The 22,317-nt window shown below is 35.8% G+C and carries 18 protein-coding genes and 8 pseudogenes; 24 read left to right on the top strand and 2 right to left on the bottom strand.

Annotation, left to right across the window (positions count from 1 at the left end; genetic code table 11):
* The first annotated feature begins 18 nt into the window (after positions 1–18).
* Positions 19–2,012, top strand: a pseudogene (gene mobC, locus AC1RYN_RS12500) (conjugal transfer protein MobC).
* A gap of 29 nt (positions 2,013–2,041) precedes the next feature.
* On the top strand, positions 2,042–2,980 hold the full coding sequence (locus AC1RYN_RS12495) for a PDDEXK nuclease domain-containing protein (protein ID WP_481807223.1): 939 nt from the start codon (positions 2,042–2,044) through the stop codon (positions 2,978–2,980).
* A 69-nt stretch (positions 2,981–3,049) separates the two neighbouring features.
* Here the strand turns inward: AC1RYN_RS12495 and AC1RYN_RS12490 are convergent.
* Positions 3,050–3,809, bottom strand: a pseudogene (locus AC1RYN_RS12490) (XRE family transcriptional regulator).
* 89 nt (positions 3,810–3,898) lie between these two features.
* On the opposite strand from AC1RYN_RS12490, the pseudogene dinB reads away from it, so the two are divergent.
* A pseudogene (gene dinB, locus AC1RYN_RS12485) lies at positions 3,899–5,072 on the top strand (DNA polymerase IV); the annotation flags it as partial.
* Positions 5,073–5,126: 54 nt separating this feature from the next.
* Positions 5,127–8,175, top strand: a pseudogene (locus AC1RYN_RS12480) (DNA polymerase III subunit alpha).
* A gap of 410 nt (positions 8,176–8,585) precedes the next feature.
* On the opposite strand, the gene AC1RYN_RS12475 reads toward AC1RYN_RS12480, so the two are convergent.
* The gene (locus AC1RYN_RS12475; RefSeq protein ID WP_481807222.1) at positions 8,586–9,344 is read right to left on the bottom strand and encodes a hypothetical protein; all 759 of its coding nucleotides are present in this window, start codon (positions 9,342–9,344) and stop codon (positions 8,586–8,588) included.
* A 568-nt stretch (positions 9,345–9,912) separates the two neighbouring features.
* On the opposite strand from AC1RYN_RS12475, the gene AC1RYN_RS12470 reads away from it, so the two are divergent.
* From AC1RYN_RS12470 to AC1RYN_RS12375, 20 genes and pseudogenes are all read left to right on the top strand, one after another.
* Positions 9,913–10,167 carry a single-stranded DNA-binding protein gene (locus AC1RYN_RS12470; RefSeq protein ID WP_481807221.1) on the top strand — a complete coding sequence of 85 codons (255 nt, stop codon included), beginning with the start codon at positions 9,913–9,915 and terminating at the stop codon, positions 10,165–10,167.
* 178 nt (positions 10,168–10,345) lie between these two features.
* Positions 10,346–11,409 (top strand): annotated as a pseudogene (locus AC1RYN_RS12465) (DUF932 domain-containing protein).
* 62 nt (positions 11,410–11,471) lie between these two features.
* Positions 11,472–12,011: pseudogene (locus tag AC1RYN_RS12460) on the top strand (prtrc system protein e).
* 57 nt (positions 12,012–12,068) lie between these two features.
* Positions 12,069–12,221 carry a PRTRC system protein C gene (locus AC1RYN_RS12455; protein WP_481807220.1) on the top strand — a complete coding sequence of 51 codons (153 nt, stop codon included), beginning with the start codon at positions 12,069–12,071 and terminating at the stop codon, positions 12,219–12,221.
* Between the two features lie 3 nt (positions 12,222–12,224).
* Complete coding sequence (locus AC1RYN_RS12450) at positions 12,225–12,989, top strand: hypothetical protein (RefSeq protein WP_481807219.1); 765 nt, start codon at positions 12,225–12,227, stop codon at positions 12,987–12,989.
* A gap of 55 nt (positions 12,990–13,044) precedes the next feature.
* Positions 13,045–13,371 (top strand): hypothetical protein, encoded by a 327-nt coding sequence (locus AC1RYN_RS12445; protein ID WP_481807218.1) that lies wholly within the window; start codon positions 13,045–13,047, stop codon positions 13,369–13,371.
* The gene (locus AC1RYN_RS12440) at positions 13,368–13,787 is read left to right on the top strand and encodes a hypothetical protein (protein ID WP_481807217.1); all 420 of its coding nucleotides are present in this window, start codon (positions 13,368–13,370) and stop codon (positions 13,785–13,787) included. Before AC1RYN_RS12445 ends, AC1RYN_RS12440 begins: the two co-directional genes overlap by 4 nt.
* A complete protein-coding gene (locus AC1RYN_RS12435; protein WP_481807216.1) occupies positions 13,763–13,876 on the top strand; it encodes a hypothetical protein in 114 nt (37 codons plus the stop codon). The genes AC1RYN_RS12440 and AC1RYN_RS12435 overlap by 25 nt, the downstream gene beginning before the upstream one ends.
* Positions 13,842–14,087 (top strand): hypothetical protein, encoded by a 246-nt coding sequence (locus AC1RYN_RS12430; protein ID WP_481807215.1) that lies wholly within the window; start codon positions 13,842–13,844, stop codon positions 14,085–14,087. Before AC1RYN_RS12435 ends, AC1RYN_RS12430 begins: the two co-directional genes overlap by 35 nt.
* A pseudogene (locus AC1RYN_RS12425) lies at positions 14,084–14,889 on the top strand (PRTRC system ThiF family protein); the annotation flags it as partial. The gene AC1RYN_RS12430 and the pseudogene AC1RYN_RS12425, both read left to right, overlap by 4 nt.
* 481 nt (positions 14,890–15,370) lie before the next feature.
* Positions 15,371–15,712, top strand: a complete 342-nt coding sequence (locus AC1RYN_RS12420) for a chromate transporter (protein WP_481807214.1) — start codon at positions 15,371–15,373, stop codon at positions 15,710–15,712.
* Positions 15,615–16,214, top strand: coding sequence for a chromate transporter (locus tag AC1RYN_RS12415; RefSeq protein WP_481807213.1), 600 nt, complete (start codon positions 15,615–15,617; stop codon positions 16,212–16,214). Before AC1RYN_RS12420 ends, AC1RYN_RS12415 begins: the two co-directional genes overlap by 98 nt.
* A pseudogene (locus AC1RYN_RS12410) lies at positions 16,165–16,693 on the top strand (chromate transporter). Before AC1RYN_RS12415 ends, AC1RYN_RS12410 begins: the two are co-directional and overlap by 50 nt.
* A 133-nt stretch (positions 16,694–16,826) precedes the next feature.
* Positions 16,827–17,414 carry a hypothetical protein gene (locus tag AC1RYN_RS12405; RefSeq protein ID WP_481807212.1) on the top strand — a complete coding sequence of 196 codons (588 nt, stop codon included), beginning with the start codon at positions 16,827–16,829 and terminating at the stop codon, positions 17,412–17,414.
* A gap of 571 nt (positions 17,415–17,985) precedes the next feature.
* Positions 17,986–18,195, top strand: coding sequence for a hypothetical protein (locus AC1RYN_RS12400; protein ID WP_481807211.1), 210 nt, complete (start codon positions 17,986–17,988; stop codon positions 18,193–18,195).
* Between the two features lie 223 nt (positions 18,196–18,418).
* Positions 18,419–18,736 carry a hypothetical protein gene (locus AC1RYN_RS12395; protein WP_481807210.1) on the top strand — a complete coding sequence of 106 codons (318 nt, stop codon included), beginning with the start codon at positions 18,419–18,421 and terminating at the stop codon, positions 18,734–18,736.
* A 376-nt stretch (positions 18,737–19,112) separates the two neighbouring features.
* The gene (locus AC1RYN_RS12390; protein ID WP_481807209.1) at positions 19,113–19,934 is read left to right on the top strand and encodes a trypsin-like peptidase domain-containing protein; all 822 of its coding nucleotides are present in this window, start codon (positions 19,113–19,115) and stop codon (positions 19,932–19,934) included.
* 216 nt (positions 19,935–20,150) lie between these two features.
* Entirely contained in the window at positions 20,151–20,534 is a 384-nt protein-coding gene (locus tag AC1RYN_RS12385; RefSeq protein ID WP_481807208.1) for a hypothetical protein, read from the top strand.
* Positions 20,535–20,973: 439 nt separating this feature from the next.
* A complete protein-coding gene (locus AC1RYN_RS12380) occupies positions 20,974–21,792 on the top strand; it encodes a hypothetical protein (protein ID WP_481807207.1) in 819 nt (272 codons plus the stop codon).
* A gap of 152 nt (positions 21,793–21,944) precedes the next feature.
* Complete coding sequence (locus AC1RYN_RS12375; RefSeq protein ID WP_481807206.1) at positions 21,945–22,313, top strand: hypothetical protein; 369 nt, start codon at positions 21,945–21,947, stop codon at positions 22,311–22,313.
* The last annotated feature ends 4 nt before the right edge of the window (positions 22,314–22,317 follow it).

The following is a 22,317-nucleotide window of genomic DNA, read 5'->3' as shown; positions in this document are numbered from 1 at the left end:
AAACTTGAAATTATGGCTATGCAGACAGGAGAAACGAACAGGCACTGAGAAAAGATCTTGGATATGACAAGACTATCAGTTATTACTATTTTAACAATCCATTTTTATTATTACTGTTATGCCGCATTTGGAAAGTGGCATTTGTTTACCTTCGGATTGAGTGATAAAATTATGAGGAATATTTACTATACAGGATTGTTCAGTAATTTCCATAAATCCAAACCTTTCTTCCCCTTGCACTGGGATTTTTAATAATCTCACTAATTGGAGCTAAAGGACGAAAAGATGAAAAACTAAATTACAAAACAGCTTTTGCTTATATAGTTACGGGATTTCTGATTTACTTTATAAGTTACCTTTCATTATACCTAAAAATAGAATTAATGCTGGCAGCAATTGCCTACATGACCATTACTTCCAGTGGTTTTCTTTTAATGCTCACAGGAGGGACATTATTATCCAGAATTATAAAAAACAGGTTAAATAACAAGGATATTTTTAATACCGAAAATGAAACCTTCCCGCAAGAAGAAAGACTTTTGGAAAATGAATATTCCATCAACCTCCCAGCTCGATACCATTTAAAGGATAAGGTAAGAAACAGTTGGATAAACATCATTAATCCGTTTCGGGGTTTACTAGTTTCTGGTACTCCTGGCTCTGGAAAATCCTATTTTGTCATACGTCATGTAATCACCCAGCACATCTGTAAAAAATTCACCATGTTCGTCTATGATTTCAAGTTTGATGATCTGACGAAAATCGTCTATAATACGTGGCTTAAATACAGACATCTTTATCCAATAGTACCAAAGTTTTATGTTATTAATTTTGATGATTTGACCCGAAGTAACCGATGTAACCCATTAGATCCTTCAGCTATGAGTGATATTACAGATGCTTCAGAATCTGCACGTACTATTCTGTTAGGATTAAACAAGGAATGGATAAAAAGACAAGGAGATTTTTTTGTAGAATCACCAATTAATTTTCTCTCAGCCATAATATGGTATTTAAAAAAATACAAGGACGGAGAATTCTGCACCCTTCCTCATGTGATTGAACTCATGCAGGCGGATTATGATAGCCTGTTTACCTTACTTAGAGCTGAAAAAGAAATTGAGGTGCTCATTAATCCTTTTGTGAATGCTTATCTTAACCATGTGATGGACCAATTGGAGGGGCAAATTGCCTCTACTAAAATTGCTATGGCAAGGCTTTCCTCCCCGCAATTGTATTATGTTTTATCAGGTAATGATTTCACTTTGGACATCAATAATCCAGAAGAACCCAAGATTGTATGCATGGGTAATAACCCGCAGAAAATTCAAATATATGGGGCTGTATTATCGCTATACGTAAACCGATTGGTAAAACAAGTGAACCAGAAAAATAAGCAGAAAAGCAGCCTAATATTCGATGAGTTTCCAACAATTTACCTCAACAATATGGATAGTTTGATTGCCACGGCAAGAAGTAATAAAGTGGCTACTTGTTTGGGGATTCAGGATTTTAGCCAGCTGCGTAAAGACTATGGACGAGAACAGGCTGATGTGATTATGAATATTGTTGGAAACGTAGTCAGTGGACAGGTTACAGGTGATACTGCCAAACAATTATCAGAGCGTTTTGGAAAAATTATGCAGGACAGAGAAAGTCTTTCCATTAATAGCGGAGATACTTCTATAAGTAGATCTAAACAATTGGAATCCGCAGTACCTCCATCCAAAATTTCCGGACTTAGTTCCGGTGAATTAGTGGGTATGGTAGCGGATGACCCTGATTGTAAAATAGAACTCAAAACATTCCATTCTGAAATTGTAAATAACCATGAAGCATTGAAAGAAGAACAGGATAATTATGTAGCTATTCCTGTTATTCGAAAAGTTGATAACGCTATGGTACAACGCAACTATTTGCAAATAAAAAAGGACATCAAGGATATTATTTATTCTGAAAAAGAAAGATTATTAAATGATTACGAGCTAAGGCATTTAGTAATTAAGAAGTGATAAAAAATAACAATTTAAAGGGAGAAATAATGATACAAGAACAATTTACCGATATTATCCAATTAATAAAACAATCCAAATCAAAAGCTATTCTTGCAGTTAATACTGAAATGATTAACCTATACTGGAATATTGGACAGTACATTCACAATCGTATCGAAACAGCAGAGTGGGGGAAATCAGTCGTAAAAGAATTAGCCGATTTTTTACAGAAAAGCGAGCCTGATTTAAAAGGATTTTCAGATGCGAATCTTTGGCGTATGAGACAGTTTTATGAGATTTATAAGGATACACCAAAACTCGCACCACTGGTGCGAGAAATTAACTGGTCTAATAATCTGATTATCTTTTCAAGATGTAAAACAGTAGAAGAACGCGAGTTTTATCTAAACTTTTCCAAAAATGAAAATTATAGCAAAAGAGAACTTGAGCGCCAGATTTCATCCAGTCTTTTTGAAAGAACAATGCTTGGGAATTCAAAACTCGCACCAGTGGTGCGAGAAATACATCCTGAGGTTAATAATACGTTCAAGGACAGTTATATTTTTGATTTTTTAAACCTTCCAGAATCTTATAGCGAGAATGAATTACAACAGGGACTCATTAAACAAATGAAAAATTTCATTCTGGAATTAGGTAAAGATTTTATCTTCATCGATCAGGAATACAAACTACAGGTAGGTAATAGCGATTTTTATGTTGATCTATTATTCTACCACAGAGGATTACAATGTCTGGTCGCTTTTGAACTCAAAGCCGATAAATTCAAACTGGAACATTTGGGACAATTGAATTTTTATCTTGAAGCATTAGATCGTGACGTGAAAAAAACACATGAAAACCCAAGTATTGGAATATTGTTATGTACAGATAAAGACAGTAAGGTTGTCGAGTATGCACTCAATAGAAGTTTATCCTCTACGATGGTTGCTGAATATAGAATCCAGTTACCCATAAACAATTACTAAAGCAAAAGCTTAAAGAATTATTGGAATAGAAATAATGGGATTCCTGCCTTAATCAAGTTTTGGTAGAAATTAATTCTTCAACTCTTTGACTTCCCTTTTCAATTCTAAAAGCATGTCTCTAAGACTTGAAAAATCTGATGATTCTTGTTTTTGGTCGCTTTTGCCGATATTACATTCATACTCCCAAATCTCAAGAATATCAGAAGCCTTGACTTCATAATCAGGATAAAAATGATTGTCCGATTCTAAAACCAGCGTGTTTCTTTTATTTTTTATTGAGCCTTTTATAAACCATACCGTCGCTTTTGGTGATTATGATATAGGTTTTGCCATCCATTACCTCTCCCAATTTGTCTATGTAGCGGCCTATAATAATTGAACCATCTTCATGTGGTGGCATAGAGTCTCCTTCCACAGGAAAACCCCGGTGTTTCCCATGGTCCTAAAAAAGGTAAAGAAATCTGCTGTAAGTTTTCGATAAATTCAGGATCGGCATACCCATTCAAATACCCGGCTTTTGCTTTTTGGGTAACTACTTCAATATAATTCTTTCCTGCTGCATCAACAGTAATCGGTAGCAGTAATCTGTTGTTTTCCAATTTCAGCAAATCATCCATCGGTATTTTCCGAACATCTACAGAAAGCAACAAATCGATACTGATTTGATAATAGTGCGCTATTTTCTTTAGGATTTCATACGGTGCTTCAGAGGTTCCGTCTTCATACTTGGCGTAGCGTCCCCGGGTAATAAGAAGACTCTCAGCGACTTTTTCCTGAGAAACTTCCTTTTTGCTCTAAGGCTTTTGATATTGTCAGAAAATAAAGACATGTTAGTTTTGTTACAATTTGTATCAACAAATATAAGTATTTTTGTTATAATCTGTACTAATTTTGTTCCGTATAAAAAGGAAGAGGATTATGGGAAGGTCAATTGTACATATTGATATGAATACGTTTTTTGTATCCTGCGAAAGGCTGACCAATTCAGCGTTAATGGAGTACCTCTGATTATTGGAGGTGGGGACAGGGGAGTGGTAGCTTCTTGTTCCTATGAGGCTCGTACTTTTGGAGTGCGATCGGCCATGCCTATTAAGATGGCACTTCGGCTTTGCCCTCAGGCAAAAGTGATGAAAGGCGATATGGAATTGTATTCCACCTTATCGCATACCATTACAGAAATAATTCAAGAGAAAGCACCCATAGTCGAAAAAGCAAGTATTGATGAATTTTATCTGGATATAACCGGTATGGACAAATTCTATGGTAGTTATAAATGGACTAAGTGAACTGGCTCAAACCATTACCAAAGAAACAGGATTACCACTGACTTTTGCTTTATCAGTGAATAAAACAGTTTCTAAAATTGGTACTGGAGAGGGAAAACAAAAACAGAATTTGGAGATTCCTGAGCATATGGTACAGCCCTTTTTAAATCCTTTATCTATTCAGAAGATTCCGATGGTGGGTGATAAGACTTTTCAGCTACTCTCACGAATTGGGATCAGAACCATTAAAACACTCTCTGAAATGCCTTCAGAAGTTTTGCAGCAAATGATTGGAAAAAATGGTACAGAACTCTGGAAGAAAGCCAACGGTATTGATCATAATCCTGTGGAACCCTATACAGAGAGAAAATCCATATCAACCGAACATACTTTCTCTCAAGACACTATTGATATTATAAAACTTAAACGCATCCTGGTGGGTATGGTCGAAAAATTAGCCTTCCAACTGCGCTCTGAGCAATGGCTTACCTCAACTGTAGTGATTAAAATCCGCTACGCCAATTTTGATACTGAGACCAAACAATGTCGTATCGCTTATACCTCTGCCGATCATACGCTGACCAAGAATGTGACGGATCTTTTCGACAAGCTCTACCAGCGCCGGATGCGACTGAGCCTGATTGGAATCCGTTTTAGTGGACTTGTTCGAGGAACCTATCAAATTAATCTCTTTGAAGATACCGAAGAAATGTTACCTTATATCAGGCAATGGATAAAATGAAAAGCCGCTATGGATTTGATGCCGTTATGCGGTGTGCAGGGGCTTCGTTAAACCCAACAACAAAGCAGCAATTTTAAAACGTAAATCAATAATTCAAAATATATCTTTTTGTAAGTTCCATTTTTTAAATACACTAGCCATGTATCTCAATTGTCATTCTTTCCATTCCTTGCGCTATGGGACTATTCCGCTGTAGATTTGGTACAGCAAGCTGTGGCATGTAATGTAAAAGCCATGGCTCTTACAGACATCAACACCGTAACTGGAATTTATGATTTTATCAAAGCATGTAATGCAGTTTCAATTAAACCACTTGTTGGAATTGAATTTAGATGCAATCATAAACTGCGATATATTGGGCTTGCCAAAAATAGTGAAGGTCTTGCAGAGATGAATCGTTTTTTGACCAAACATAACTTTGATAATACAACCTTGTCTTTAGAGGCACCTGAATTCAAATCGGTTATTATAATCTATTCCTTGGAGAACGCCCCAATAACTCTGAAAGAAAATGAATACATCGGTATTCGTCCCGAAGAACTTCCAAAACTATTCAGTTCTCATTGGAAAAATAGAGTTGATAAAATGGTCATTTCTCAGCCTGTAACCTTTCGGATTAAAAAAGAATTTAATCTGCATAAAATTCTTCGGGCTATTGATACCAATGTTATCCTATCAAAGCTTTCCGAGTCGGATTATTGTAGCACTTCGGATGTAATGGTACCACTTGAAGATTTGCTTGCCCAATTCACGAATTATCCTCAGATTATCCAAAATACCCAAAAAATAATAGACGAGTGTAATTTCGAATTTGATTTTAAAACACCAAAAAATAAAAAATACTATACCAATAGTAGAACTAGTGATATGGCTTTGCTTACAACCCTTGCTCAGCAAGGATTAGTGTGGAGGTACGGAACGACTAATTTACAGGCAAAAGCGCGGGTGGAGAAGGAGCTACGTGTGATTGATGAATTGAGTTCAGTGGTTATTTTTTAATCACATGGGATATTATCCGCTATAGCAATAGCTGTGGTTTTCTGCATATAGGGCAGGGGAGTGGTGCAAACAGTATTGTGAGTTATTGTCTTGGGATTACAGATATCTGTCCTATAGAATTGGATTTATACTTTGAGCGTTTTTTGAACCTCAATCGTAAAACCCCTCCAGATTTTGATATTGATTGGTCGTGGAAAGAACGCAATACAATCCTTGAATATATTTTCAATCGCTATGGCGCAGACCATGTGGCTTTTTGTGGAACCAATGTAGAATTCAAGTACCGCTCGATATTTAGAGAAGTCGGAAAAGTATTTGGGCTCCCCAAAGAAGAACTCGATGTACTGGCTAAAAATCCCATGGCACTCCACGATGACAATTCAGTGGTGAAGTATGTACAGCAATATGGGATGTTGCTCGAGAAATACCCCAACCAGCGCAGCATGCATTCCTGTGGGATATTAATCTCCGAAGAACCTCTCACCAATTATACCCTGCTGGAAATGCCGCCCAAAGGATTTCCTATTGTGCTCTTTGACATGCACATCGCCAAGGATATTGGTTTTGAAAAATTTGATATTCTAAGCCAGAGAGGTATTGGTCATATTGATGATAGTGTGAAACTTATCCAAAAGAACCGTGGAATTAAGGTAGATATTCGGAATACGGCGTTATCCAAAGATGAGGCTGTTTGCAATACCTATTTGGCTACAGGCAAGACCATTGGCTGCTTTTATATTGAAAGCCCCGCTATGCGAGGACTATTGCGCCGTCTGAATTGTGATAATTATAAAATACTAGTCGCGGCCTCCTCTATTATTCGTCCTGGAGTAGCCCAGTCTGGAATGATGAAAGAGTATATTTTTCGTCATAACCATCCCGATAAATTCGAATATTTTCATGAAGTTTTTAAAGAGCAATTGGGAGAAACCTATGGCATTATGGTCTATCAGGAAGATGTCATTAAGATTGCTTTGTATTATGGAGGGCTTACCAGCTGCCGACGGAGATATTCTGCGTCGCGCTATGAGCGGTAAGGGGCGTTCTAAAGCAGCTTTACAAAAAGTAAAGGATAATTTCTTTGCTTCTTGCCTGCAAAAAGGGCATCCTGTAACATTGAGTCAAGAAATATACCGCCAGATCGAATCCTTTGCGGGTACTCGTTTTGTAAAGCGCATTCGGCATCTTACGCTGTAGAGAGTTATCAGAGTCTTTATTTGAAAGTACATTACCCTGGAATTCATGGTAGCCGTTATCAATAATCAAGGTGGTTTTTACAGGACCGAAGTCTATGTTCATGAGGCTCGAATGTCTGGAGCAGTAATACATAATCCCTGCGTCAATAAAAGCGAATACGAAGCAACACTATACGGAGTTGATGTTTATCTCGGGTTGATGCATTTAGAGGGTTTAGAAACTAAACTGGCGCATCTTATTATATCCAATCGAGAGGATGGGGGGGACTTTAAATCATTGGAAGATTTTATCAATCGTATTCCAATTGGTATTGAAGGCATTCAGATTTTGATTTTTATCGGTGCTTTTCGCTTTACTGGTAAAACAAAAAATCAATTGCTGGTAATAGCCCGATTGATATTGGTGAATTTTAAGCCTGAAAATAGAAACCTCATGCTACTTCAGGAGCCAGTCAAAGAATATAAGCTACCTGTACTCGAACGCTCTGCTTATGAAGATGCCTTTGATGAAATTGAACTACTTAGTTTCCCTGTATCGTGTACTCCTTTTGATCTTTTACAAACTCCATACAGAGGGGCTGTGATGGCAAAGGATTTAGTGAGTCATCACAAGAAAACAGTAAAAATGCTCGCTTATCTCATTTCCAGAAAACATGTGCCTACCAAAAGAGGTACCATGTATTTTGGCACTTGGATTGATACAGAAGGGGAGTATTTCGATACAGCCCATTTCCCAGATAGTCTGGACAGATATCCTTTCCAAGGTGGTGGTTGTTATCTACTATTAGGAAATGTTGCCGTAGAGTATCATTTTCCAACGGTAACGGTAACAAAAATGGCAAAGATGCCATTTATACCTGATCCGCGATATTCAAATACGAGTGACAGACAATTAAAGCACACGAGCATATACGAGAAGATGTGAGTATGACACATCGTGCTCCTTATCCTTCAGAATCTGAAATTAATTTACCTAGGCAAAAGATGGTTTAAATTTAAAACTGTTGATAGTTAAGGTATTATCTGAAGCAGATATGTTAAAGTCAAACAGAAATAAGTATAAACTTGAATTTGCGTATTAATTTATGTATTTTCGTACAAATAAATAAAATGATTTAATAAGGTCACACTACTAAATTTTGAGGAACAAAATGGTTTAATTAAAAATTCAAGTTCCGTATTGATAGCTGTTGATTTTGTTTTAAGTAAAGTAGAAGTAGTCATAATTTCCAAATACCATTGTTATTGAAGACCAGCTTACTTATAGGCTGGTTTTCTTTTTTAAGACATAGAGAGTGTTTATATGGAAACTGCTATATTTCTCAGAATTTGGTTTCAAAGCACAAAAAAATAGGCTGTTCATCGAACAGCCTATTTTTTTGTGAGGTTAAGAGTTTTTTATACTAGTAAGTATATTCGAACGTTTCACCACCACTAACTTGTTTTGTCAAAAAGTTATTGCCATCATATGTGTTTACGTAAGTAGTTGTTCCTACGTTCTCTCCATTTTTTGTTTCTGTTATTTTAGTGAAATTATTAGGTGTATTTACGTCTTTATCAAAAATTCCTGCATCCAATAACAAAGTATATCCTAAAATATTTTTAAAAGGATTATTTTTTGTATCATACTCAACTACATTGATATAATCATTAAATACAACTTTAGTGATGTTTCCTCTGGCATCTAAAGTAAATACACTTGATGATTCTTGTGTTTCTACTAGTGTGGTAGGATCAATCATAACTGTAACAGTTGAAATTGTTCCATCAGCATTGTAAGTATAGCTTTTCTTTAGGCTGGCAGAATCTGCTGATGCAGGAACCTCAATATAAGACTTCAGTTTATTGTTTTCGTAAGTGAAATTTGTAGTTGTTTTTAATACACCACCTTCAAAAGACTCTGCTTTGGTAATTACATTTCCTGTATATGAAAAGGTTGTTTTATCACCACCACTGTAGGTAAGACTTTCAATTTTGTTCCCTTGATAAGCATAGGTAACAGTCGAATTCTCTTCTGGAGAAAGTGTAGAAGTGTATTTTTCGGTTTTAGGGAAAATTGTATTCTCGACATTAGAATTATCACCACCATTGTCATCATCAGAACTAGAACAAGAAGTTAGTACTAAACTGATAGCACTAAATAAAAATAAAACTTTTTTCATTACGATTGTATTTATGATTTTTGCAAAAATATAATAAATTTCGTATAAAAAAAATGATTTTCATACTATTATGCAATTTACTGATTATCATATTATTTAGTTTTTTAGAAAGGTCAATTTTTCGTAAAAATAACAGCAAACTAGTTTTCTAAAAATTGAATAAAAATTCCTTTACTCAGGATATGAATTTTTGGAAAGCATTCCATAGGTTATTCTAGCGTCAATTTTTAATTCTAATCTGTAGGAACTGTCCGCAAACTTTTCTTAACTCATTATCATTTATTGATTTTACATGTGATAAGATATATGATATTTCTATTAAAAGTACATTAAGAAATTTTACTTAAAGCTTTCACTCGAAACGGACTAAAAGGGCAGCCAAGATAGTGCCCGTCGTATGCTGCATGCGCATAATGGCTGCGCCACCCTTCGGGACTTATAGCACTCCGCATCCGTTAACTGGTCACTTGATTCTTGCTTTCTTTTTTCCCGTTTTTTCTTTTGAAAACAATTTTTTAAGGGATTGGAGAAGAAATCAAAACAGTAGTAATCATTAAAATTTTACATCATGGAAATCACAGGACGCATTACAAAAGATGCCACAATTTACAAAGTGAAGAGTGACAAAGAGGTGGTCAATTTTTCAATTGCCATCAATGACAGTTACAAACCCAAAAACAGTTCCGAGGTAAAGGAAATCACCACCTATATTGATTGTTCGTATTGGTTAAGCGCAAAGACAGCCGAGTGGCTTAAAAAAGGCGCACTCGTACAACTATTCGGGCGTATCGGTCTGAATGTATACAGCAGTAGCGATGGTTAAAGCTTTGGGTAGCCTTACGTTTCATACCAACAACATTAAAATTTTGGCTTTTGCCAAAAAAGCAGAACAGACCCAAACCGAAATAACACCTCAATCCAACGAGGGAGTAAAACAAGAACCCGCAGACGACCTGCCTTTTTTAATCCATTCAAACAATAACATTCTAAATTTAAATATCATGGCACATAATATAAATTACAACGAGCAAAGTCAAAAACACAGTTTTTTCAGCGTAAAAGAAAAAGCATGGCACAATTTAGGGCAGATAATTTCAGACTACCCAACAAGCGCAGAAGCTATTGCGCATGCAGGACTCAATTACGAAGTCGAAAAACGTAAGCTATTTACACCGTATTCTCAGGAAATTATTGTAAATAATGAAACCACCCACAATAAAAATCGAATTACCGAATTATTTCAGCACGGTACGTACTGATAACAATGCCGTTTTGGGTGTAGTGGGGAAGGACTACCAAATCGTACAGAACAGGGATGCCTTTTCTTTTTTTGATAGCATCGTTGGTGGTGAAGGTATTCTTGAGACGAAACCGCAGGGGCTTTGGGTAAAGGCGAACGCATTTTTATAACCGCTAAACTACCTGATTACATTAGGGTCGGCAATGAAGACCTTATCGAAAAATACCTGTTCCTTACCACCTCACACGACGGAAGCGGAAGTATAACAGCCGCTTTTACCCCCATCCGAATTGTATGCGCCAATACCCTTAATGCCGCTATGAACAACAAAACCAACACGGTACGTATTCGCCATACGTCCAATGCCAAACAACGTTTGGAACAGGCACATAAGGTAATGGGCATATCCGATATGTTATCGGCACAAATGGAAAGTATTTTTAACGATTGGACAAAAGTGCGCATCACAGATAAAGAGGTTAAAAAGCTCATTTCGTTCGCTCTTGTTCCCAACAAGGAGGTTTTAAAATCCATACAGGACGGTAAAGAAGACGAACTTTCTACCTGTTTTACTAATATGGTTGATAGTGCTTTTGAGTATGCCATGAGTGACCCTACACAACTCATGGATACCACAAAAGTACGTGTTTGGGGGCGTACAATGCTGTAACAGGTTACTTTCAGCATGTCCGAAACTATAAAGACGATGAAGCCAAACTAACCTCTCTTTTAATGGGAGGAACAGGACAGCTACGCACACAGTCCGCATTCAATTTGTGTATGGATTTTGCAAGTAAAGGTGCAGATATGTTAATTCTCAATTAATAAATTGGGACAGGCACATCCTGTCTGTCCCTTCTTTTTTATTCACTTGGAAATAGAACAACATGAATTTCTTTCAAACCCTAATCGCCTTGCAGGTTGCAGGTGACTGGAAAATAAACATAGTCAAAGAAACTGCCGATAGGCTTATTGTATCGGTATTGTTTTTTAATGATGCCATTGGCGATGAGGCACGTAAAAAAGTACCGCCTATACTGCTTAAAGGCACAGCCGAAGAATTGGACGCAGGATTTTTTGAGGCTATCGCACAACCTGTAAAAGATACGGCACAGCTATTTGCCAATATGGAACAGTTCCTAAAAGAATCAGCACAGGCAAAAATCAGTTCTCAAATGGAAAAGGACAACATCCTTAAGATGGGCAAGGAGAAAACCGAAAATGCAGAAAAAATACGAAGAAGCGATGAAGAAAGCCGATGAACTCGAAGGAACTCCCTTGGGAAATTTAAAGAAGCATGGATGAAAGTGCCACAAGCAGACGTATATCCCGAACATAAGGACATCATCCACAAGCGAAAAGCAGAACTTTCCGATAAGTTTCCCATTGACCTTTTTAACGACCCTAACACTTCAGCACCATGTTAACAACCACATTACTAGAGCGAGTCTTTTCCTTTAAGGATAAAGAACACGATATTAAACTTGCCGATCCGTGCGCCTCATTCAGCCCCAGCGGTATTGAATTTTTATGCGCAGACCTATCCCATACTAACAACAGCAACCATCGAAGGACCTGTAATAAATGATGATGCCGTACAATACAGATTTGTATCGCAAATCGGAACAAAAGGATAAACCATGAAAACGAAATCCATAACAGGCAGTATCAGATTGCCAAAAACGAAAAAACTATGCAAACTACACCAACAGTTAGGCGCTTGGGCAGAAAAACACCAACCGCTTGCCCGATGCGCAGGAAATAAAAAACAACAAACCCACCTCAGTACCTTTGGAACTCTTACCGATGGTTTTTTAAAACACCAGTTTTTACCGTTATACGAACAAGGTGAAAAAATGCCAAATTCCGAAGCAACTGAAAAAGGATTTTTTGATTCGTTGAACATCCTGACAGGATTGTACGGATTCGAACAGATAGAAGTAGAGCGCAAACCCTATCCGTACAATATCTTGTTAGCGCATAAGTACGCTCAAAGACAACTAAAAAAATCAGGACAGGACATTGAACTTGTCATTATGCAGGACGATAATGGAATGATAAAACTGGCAACCAATCACAGTTATAATACAGGTACAACCCTGTATTATATTGCAGTACTCCTTTTGTACCGATTGTTGCAGGACAAAAAACAGAAACAGACTGCTGAACTTTTATTGTCGGTGTTTAGCTATCTCTACCATGTTGCAGGGATTCCGTATTATAGAGAAAACCATACCTATCTATTTTATCAGTACCAGTGTATGGAAGAATGGTTGATAGATGATTTGGAAAATTGCGATAATGAACATGCGAACCGTGAATTTTCAGAATTTAACGAGGCAAACCAATATGGGGATATAATGCTACTGAAAAATATACAATCCCTATCATCTGAATGTTTTTAAACAGCGAATCGATACCTACAAGCCAACGTCTTCTTTTGGTTGGGATTGCCTTAACGTGGCACAAAAAGCATTTGCGCTCTTAAGTGATTATCCCGATGCCAGCATTTTCCGAAATACCCTGAATCCCAAACTGGATGAAGATGATAGCATCATACACGCAGAACAATACATCTCTTTTATAGCGGACACCGATGGTTTGTTGTATGAGAACATTGCTCGTGTTGTCAATGATGAATTTAATGAATGTGGGGAAATCGAAGAACCCACACTACAGCAAATCTATGATAGCGAAAACAGTCCATCAAAAGAGCTACTTGATTTTGAATACCGAATTTTCCCTTTGATTAATGAACTATGTACCCTTTTAAACTATATACCATGAAAGATATAACAGCCGATTTCGGAACATTATACACTCCTGTAAAAGCCTTGGTAATCTATCAGAAAAATTCGTCTGACAAGACTACTTATGTGGAAAGCTACGACATGGATAAAAATGGCTATCCCACCAATGCCCATCCACTGAGCGTAAAAGAAAGTACACAGCTTGCTAATGCTTTAGATACTTCTGACGAACTCAAACGCAACTTTTTGAAACCTTTAGGATTACTTCCCAAAAATGTACTGTACATCAATCCCAACCACGATGGCTATGCCATTTGGCATACACCATCCCAAAAGGTAGACTTGTTTTTTGTTGATAGCTTGGGTATTCCAACGGCAAAGCGTCAATACCTCCTTTGCTTTGGAAAGCCTCTAAAAACACGCTGTCGATGTATGCTTTGGGGGAAACTGTAGCCATTACCGAAACGACCCCTTTATACAATGCCCCTTATTTTAATTTATACTCCGATGGTAGGGTTTGCATGGGAACCGTTTCAGTCTAATATTAAAGCCGATTGCCTATTGGAAGAATTTATTCAGTTGTGGGAGCAGTATTTTTTTAATAGTTATTTCAGCCACCTGATTAGCGAAAAAAGCCCTGTAAAAAAAGGAAACATCATTCAGTTGTGGCAGAGTCTTATTAATACCCGAAAAAAGTTCCCTATGAAAGTGCTAATAAAAAATGGTTTAACCCTTAATAAACTGCTGTCATGAACACATTAAAACCAATGCATTACACCGATAATTACCTGATAAACCCAACCAATCCAATTACAATAAATCTTATTGGTGCAGGAGGGACAGGTAGCAGGATGCTCACAGAACTCGCAATAATTAAAAACCACCGCCTTATGGCTTTAGGGCATACAGGATTACAGGTTAATTTATACGATGATGATAGGATAACCCAAGCCAATCAGGGGCGACAGCTTTTTGCAGATACCGAAGTAGGTTTGTACAAATCGGTAGCACTGATTAACCGAACCAATTGTTTTTTTGGTACGAATTGGAAAGCCATAACAGAGCAGTTCTCTACTGCGAATCTCAAAAATCTCTACCCAATCGTGGAAAAGCAAATATGTACATCAGTTGTGTCGATACCGTATCGGCACGATTTGACATTGCAAAAGTAGTACAGGACTGTGCAGAAAACAGCAGTTGGGAACGCAATAAATCACTGTATTGGCTTGACCTTGGTAATTCCCGAAATATAGGACAAGCCCTATTGTCAACTATTGGAGAAATCAGACAACCCAATTCCAATCTATACAGGACTGTATCCAATCTTCCTATGGTTACCGATGAATTTAAAGAACTGTTAGAAGCGCAGACCGAAAACAATGAGCCAAGTTGCTCCCTTGCCGAAGCACTCGAAAAACAGGATTTATTTATTAATGCTACACTAGCTAGTATGGGGGCTTCTTTACTTTGGAAACTATTCCGTGAAGGCATGACAACCCAAAGGGGATTCTTTTTGAATTTGAGTAATTTCAGGTCAGAACCGATATCGGTGGCTGATGCCCATCCGCCCCACAATTGCACTTCCTTCGTCGGGACAATTGCGGGGCGTTCTATCGGATGCGCCCCTTGCACAGAACATGCCTTTATTGGCAGTTCATGCAAGCGGGCGCGAGGTTTTTAATTACTATTTCAACTAATTTTAAAGTATACTATAGAATAACTAATAGGCACTATTCTACTCAACAGTAAATGTAAGTGCTAATTACCTACTTAAAAAAAATGAGTGCATTATTTGACTTCATTTAATAAATAGAAAATCAACTATATAAACAGATTAATCACTACCGACACAAAATAAAACTATTGATTTTACTTTAAAAACATAGTTTTAGGTTAGATTTTAGGTTTTATTTTTGCTTTTACCTAATTTAGCAATCAAGGAAGTCTTGATTAAATTAATTGAAATACAATTAAAACAAGGCTCAAAAATCTACAGATAGGGAGGTCTACAAACCTAGTTGGAAAGTAAAAAATAAATGCAGATACTAAAAGAAAGTAAATTTCAACAACCAAGTTTTTCACAAGCAATCCGTTTTTGGTTTATACTAGGCTGGATAAGTTTTGGAGGTACAACAGGTCACGTTACCATAATGCATGATTTTCTGGTAGAAAAAAAGAAATGGGTCAGCAATAGCAAGTTTTTTAGCGCACTTAATGCTTGCATGATTTTGCCTGGACCTGAAGCACATCAGTTAGCAATTTACCTAGGATGGAAATTACATGGAGTTAGAGGTGGTATTATATCAGGTATATTTTTTGTATTGCCTTCTATGCTTATTCTATTATGTCTCGAGTATTATCTATGCCCTTTATGGTAATACTCCATTGCTAACATCCGTTTTCAATGGTTTAAAACCAGCAGTACTCGCCATTATTATCTTTGCTACATGGAAAGTCGGAAGTAAATCACTACTTAGTTTTTTGCATTATTTTGTAGCCCTTTCCTCGTTCATTTGTTCTTATTTTCTGCATATTTCTACGCCTTGGATAATATTTGGAGTTATCTTTTTGTCAATAGTAATAAGTCTTTTAACTCCCCAGTTTATGTTCTTGAACAACGGAAAGAATAAAACTGATAATCACGAGGATTTATATTACGTAAATAGTCATCAAGCTCCAACTAAAAAATCTTTAAAGACAACAATCAAACAACTTACTGTTTTTATCTTTCTCTGGCTTATTCCCTTTTTATGCGTAACGTTTCTGCTTGTCGATAAACCATTTTGGCAAAAACTTTCATTGCTATTTACAGAATCAGCATTCTTGACAATTGGGGTCTTATACCGTTATTCCATATATAGCCAATTTGGTTACCAATAAACTGGCTTGGATTTCAAAATCGCAAATGATAGATGGATTTGCTTTGGCGGAAACAACTCCGGGTCCCTTGGTTATTGTATTATCGTACGTTGGATTTATGGCTGGATTTAATCACTTTAATGGTTCCCTGCTAATGGGAACCGTTGGACTTTTGGCAGCAAGTTATTTTACGTTTCTCCCTAATTTTATTATGATTTTTATAGGAGCTCCATTAATTGAAAGGTCAGAAAAATAAAACTGTACAGGCTGTATTGTCATTAGTAACCGCCGCTGTTGTCGGAGTTATTGTAAATCTTGCATTTTACCTGGGAGAAGGGATTTTGTTTTCTGGTAAAATGATTTCTGTGAATAATTTCGATTGGATAGCATTGGGATGGTGCCTGATCTCACTGCTTTTGCTGACAAAGTTTAAACTAAATATGTTAAACCTTATAATACTTAGTTTCTTATTTGGTCTGCTTCGTTTTTTAATATTTTGATGATACCAAAAAATACTGTTTCTGTTTTTTAATTATATTCTGCAAGTTTCTGTAGTATCATAATTATTGGCAGATAAAGATATGAAGTAACGGGCGTTGAAATACGGAATAAAGCCTTAAAAAATACAATATTATGAATTTGAAAAAATTAATTAATACCGGATACGAAAAAGTCACAACAGTTTTTGAAGCTCTTCAGTATCAGAAAGCAGAAAGATACCAAATCGATTGGAGAGAAGAAACCGGAATGAAAATAACTGGGCTTGTCACGACTTTCGCTTTAATACTTCCTCTTTCTGCTTTTACATACTGGAGATTACTTCTTGAAGAATTTCACGTTGATTATTTTGAATTCTGCTACAGTTTTGATGATGTTTACTATATCCTCTACAGAAAAGGTACATTACTTTGGTTTACAATGTTAATTATGGTATTTGCCATTGCGGCCTGCGTAATTTCTGTCCGTTTTTGGAAATACCATCTTCACTTTGGAATAATATCATTCACATGTCTAGTTATTGGTGTCGTAGGTAGTATTGGATATTTTATGCGGTATCAAACCCTTTTATATATAGTTATGGCATTTGGAATTGTAGTTTTATATTTGTTTATCAATAAATATTCAGTGTATGGTCTTATCTTACTTGTTGGATTGTTCCTAGTTACATCAGCGGGAGCGGATGCAAAACAAATTAAAGCTGCTGCGCTTAAAAAGACATAAAGCTAAAAGACGGAACCTTCTTTTTGCACAAAACGGATAAAATATACTATGTTGTCGATACATCAAAATATGTTTTAATATATGATTTAACAACAAAAGAACTATTGAAGAAAGAAAGAGAGTTGATAAATTAAATGATTCTGAATGAATAATACATCAAAAAAAATAATCTAAGTTAATCGGTTATTTTAAACTATCAAAGAAGGTTAAGATTGGTATAAAGTGTTCGATTGTAGCCCCATCGACCACTTAAGGAGACAACTAGTTAATAGTATTAAGTAAAACGCGATAAACAATAAAAAAGATATATTATTCTTTAAAAATCCATAAACCAGTATATAGTATTAAACGTGATTTCTTGGTAGTAATTGGATTGTTTGGGAAGAAGTAATTAAAATCATGTGTGTTTTTACATAATAATCTAACATTAAATGTTTAACAAATTTTAATATCTGTAGCAAAATAAATCATTATTAGAATAATGATTATTTTATCTTAATTCTATTTTATATATTAGAAATTTAAAAATGATGATGTACATAGGACGAATTATTAAAAGTGGCTTAGAAAAATGAATACTAATATTGTTGCGTATCCAGCTAAAAATGGAGACTGTTTCTTGATAAGCTATGGTGAAGAAGAAAAAGAACAAAAGCATTTGTTGATTGATTGCGGCTACGCTGATACAATAAAAAACTATTTAAAAGAAGATTTAACAAGAATTGGAACGAAAGGTGAAATTCTTGAAAAATTGATTTCTACTCTACATAGATGCGGATGATATATTCAAGGTGCAATAAGACTTCTGAAGGATAATAATTCTCAAAAATTTATCGAGATTAAAGAAATATGGCACAATACATTTCGCCATCTTTTCGAGAAAAAACAATTAGGGATTGATAAAAATCAAGAAAAAATACTTGACCAGATAATTCAAAGAGGTTATCCAGCAAAAAAAGTGAGATAAAGGAGGGCGAGAAATTAGCGCCGAGCAAGGAACAACAGTGGGAGCATTGATTTTGCAAGGAGAATATTCATGGAATAGTGATTTTGATGGAAATGCAATCTGCATAGATTTTCAAAAGGAAATTATAGTTGACGAAAATGCAAAATTACTTCTTCTCTCTCCTGATAAGGAGAAGTTAGAGAAACTCAAAAATTTATGGAAGGAGGAACTACTGAGATATGGGACAAACTATGATAGCGGCAGTTCAGAATTTTATGATGATGCTTTTGAAATGGCTATGACATGGGAAAAAGAAATGCCTAAAAAACGACCAACGACAATTTCTGCAGCAAAAGAAACGATCCAGAAGTTATGACAACTCCCTTTTGAAGAAGATACTACTCCTACAAACGGCAGTTCTATCGCTTTTATCTTACAAATTAAAGAAAGAAAAGTACTTTTTCTCGCAGATGCCCACCCAAATTTAATTGCCCAATCACTCAACGATTATCAAAACGATGGTAAGATTATTTTTGATTTTATTAAGGTTTCACATCATGGAAGCTTCAATAATGTTAGTAAAAATTTATTAGAAAAAATTGATTCTCCTAAGTATCTTATTTCTACTAATGGGGGAAGGCATAATCATCCTGATAAAGAAACCATAGCCCATATCATTAGTCGCCCGGCAGATTTCCATCGGAAGATTTGGTTCAATTATATTACTAATAACTCAGAATATTTTAATAGAGATGACTGGAAAAAAAATACAATTACTCAATTCATTATTTAAATCAAGCCCCTTATACCTTATCGTTATGACATCAAGAATATTAAATCCTACAGAAATTGAGATGGCAACTGTAAAGATAAAGAGTGGTAATAAATCCGGCACTGCTTTTTTCATTTTTGTTGATAATGAAAAACAACTATTGCTTACAGCCGAGCATAATCTTCCAGAAGGAGAATCTGTTAAATTATATTTTGGAGATAATACCGAGATCCAAGCTGAAATATTAGAAAGAATACAAGAGCGAGATGTTGCCGTTCTCATAACTAGATTGGAAACAACAAGCAATATAGCTTCACTTCCCTTAAGAAATATACAAATACCGTATAATGAAAATTGGGAGACTTATGGTTTTCCTGTGCAAAGAGTAAATTCTGGAGGAAGATATAATGGTACTGTATCCCGGATTAATGAGGGGACGAAATGGGATGTGGATTTAGCTTGTGAGCAATATGCTAATCTTGAAGACTTTTTCGGATTATCTGGCTCAGCACTAATTATTGATGGTTTTGCAACTGGTGTTATTGGATATGATAATGCCGGCACACTTGGAGCAACAAGCGTACGAAATATTGCTGAAGTTTTAGCTAAATATGAAATAGTAATTGTAAATACTAAAGAACATTCTATACCGGATTCAATAGAGCAGGATATTTCCAATAATACTCCCAACGATGAAGTGCTGGAAAAAATAAATGAAGTCATCGCAAATCAGATTACTTCAGGTTATTTTTTGGTAAGTGGCAGTCCGCTTCTGGAAAAACCACTATTTCGGCTCAATTAGATTTAAGGGATAAAAATCATGTAATCATTGATCGTTTCTTTGTTAAAGTACCAGAGAGTGAAGAAATCCCAACACAAATCAGAGCGACACCGGAATTTTTCACAAGATGGATTGAAGAAGTCTGTTATCGTGCATTGTATAATAGCCCTCCTCCAAAGCCTAAACCTGAAACAACTTTAAACGAAAGAATATTCACTATCCACGGTCATACAACAATTGTCAAGCCATTATCAGCAGCAAGGAAAGATTGCATTTTTGATTGTTGATGGTTTAGATGATGTTAGTAAATCTAAAGTCGAAGAATACTTGTCTGTTTTACCTCAACATTTGCCATCGAATTTTAAAGTTATCTTCTCTTGTATTTCTCAGGAAGTACTGCCATCTTCAATTCGGAGAGCAATTAATCTCTCAAATGAGATAAAAGTCACTCCTTTATCAATACAAAATGCTGAGAGATTTCTGTCTAAACAATTAAAAGACAAGCAACTAAATTCTATCCAAATAAATGAACTAGCTCAAAAATCAGAAGGTCACCCCCTGTATTTGCGCTATCTTATTAAATACGTATTGGAAAGTGAAAATCTTACTTTTTATAGATAACTGGATCGATTTATACCGATTATTGGAGGAGAAATCAAAAATTATACGAAAAGATATGGCAGCAATTTGATAATCAAACTGATGAAATCTGGCTAGCAGCTACATTAGCAAGATTGAGAGTTCCAGTGCAAAAAGCATATTGCAGGAGTTGCTTCCGGCCTCCACAAAACACCATTTTATAACAAGTCTTAAGGAAATACAACATTTACTGAGAGATAAAGACTTTATCAGTATTTATCACATCGTTTTCTGATTTTATAAATGAAAAGAGCGGGGATATAAACAATCAAGTACATACAAACATTGCTGCCTTTGCATTAAAGCATCCCAAAACAGATTTTGGGATTTTGAGCGGGTTTATCATCTCGCACATGGTGATGATCAAGGTAAAAAAAATGCAATAGAAGAATGCAATCAAACTTGGGTGGATGATTGTGCAATGAATAGTATAAATCCCGACATCGTTTTGTCCGACATTAAACACATTATTAGCCTTGCGGCAGAAATGGGAATAGCACATAAGGTTATTTCCTTACTACTTCTTTCACAGCGGGTAAATTTCAGATACAATACACTTTTCCACGAAAATGCCATCTTTCTTGTGAATGCCTTGCTTGCTTTAAATAAGCCCGAAGAAGCCATCAGATATGTAGTTCGTAATAAAACATTAATAACAGAAGATGGAGATGCTCTTTATCTACTACAAAAGTTTTATGAGTATGATGCAGATGAAGAAGCTGAAATTTTATTAAACACTATTAATCGAACATGTAAAAATATAGTAGAAAGCGGATTTGATACTGATTCATTCAACAGATATATTCAGTTAAAGTTTAGTGCTGTTACATTATCTTCTAATTCAGAATTTGAAGAGGCTTTTCATGAATTTGATCATTTGAAGGAAACAGCGATTAAAATGATTGAAATGAGTGGTAATCCGAAAGAAACAATACATAAATTTAAAGATGATATAGGTTCATATAACAGTGGCTATTTCATTTGGAGATTTAATCTTCCACCTTTTACCAAAGAAATAGAAGACAAGTTCCCATTTGATGATAAATCAAGTGGATTTATTGCAATAAGTCTTTACCACGCTTTAGATTTTCAAGAAAAAAGCCCAAAAAGAAAAGCAGTTGATAATATTCCTGATTGGATTGAAAATCTGGAGTATGTAATTGATAAATATGGTATGCATCCTGATTATCACTTCATGCTATTGTATACCCTTCTGGAAGATCAAACAGAGAAGATATAATTGAAAAACTTTATCAGGAGGTATATCCCCAACAAGAAGAGTTTAACATTAGAAAGGAAAATGGGGTCGATTTAGATCATCAATCTATTCATCAACTTACACTTTATGCAGAATGTCAAGGATTCCTTGATATTACCAATCAGTTTCCAGAGTTGCCTAAATATGGGTTTTCTCATCATTGGGAAGATAGTATTAAAAAGATTTTCCATTACTTATGTTTCCTAAATGGAAAAATAAAGCGTTATCAGGTCGATGGGAAAGTTGATGAAATAAAATCACTTGAACCAACGCTGAAAGATTTACTTGGAAAACTGATTCCTGATCTCAGGGATAGAATGAACTGGAAGCGTGGTTATGCTCTGCCTGAATTAATTTACCCCAATATCTATAAGCATCTTATTAACTTACTTATGGATGCTTTTCCTGACCAAGTTATTGCATTTGCTGAGGAGATTTCACAGAAAAAGCACTATCAACTTGGATTGAGGTGCTGCCTCCCTAACAACAGGAGCATGTATTAACCTT

The organism is Flavobacterium sp. TC780, assembly GCF_056783245.1.
Note: the sequence above shows the minus strand (reverse complement) of the source record. Positions and strands in the feature narration are given on the sequence as shown.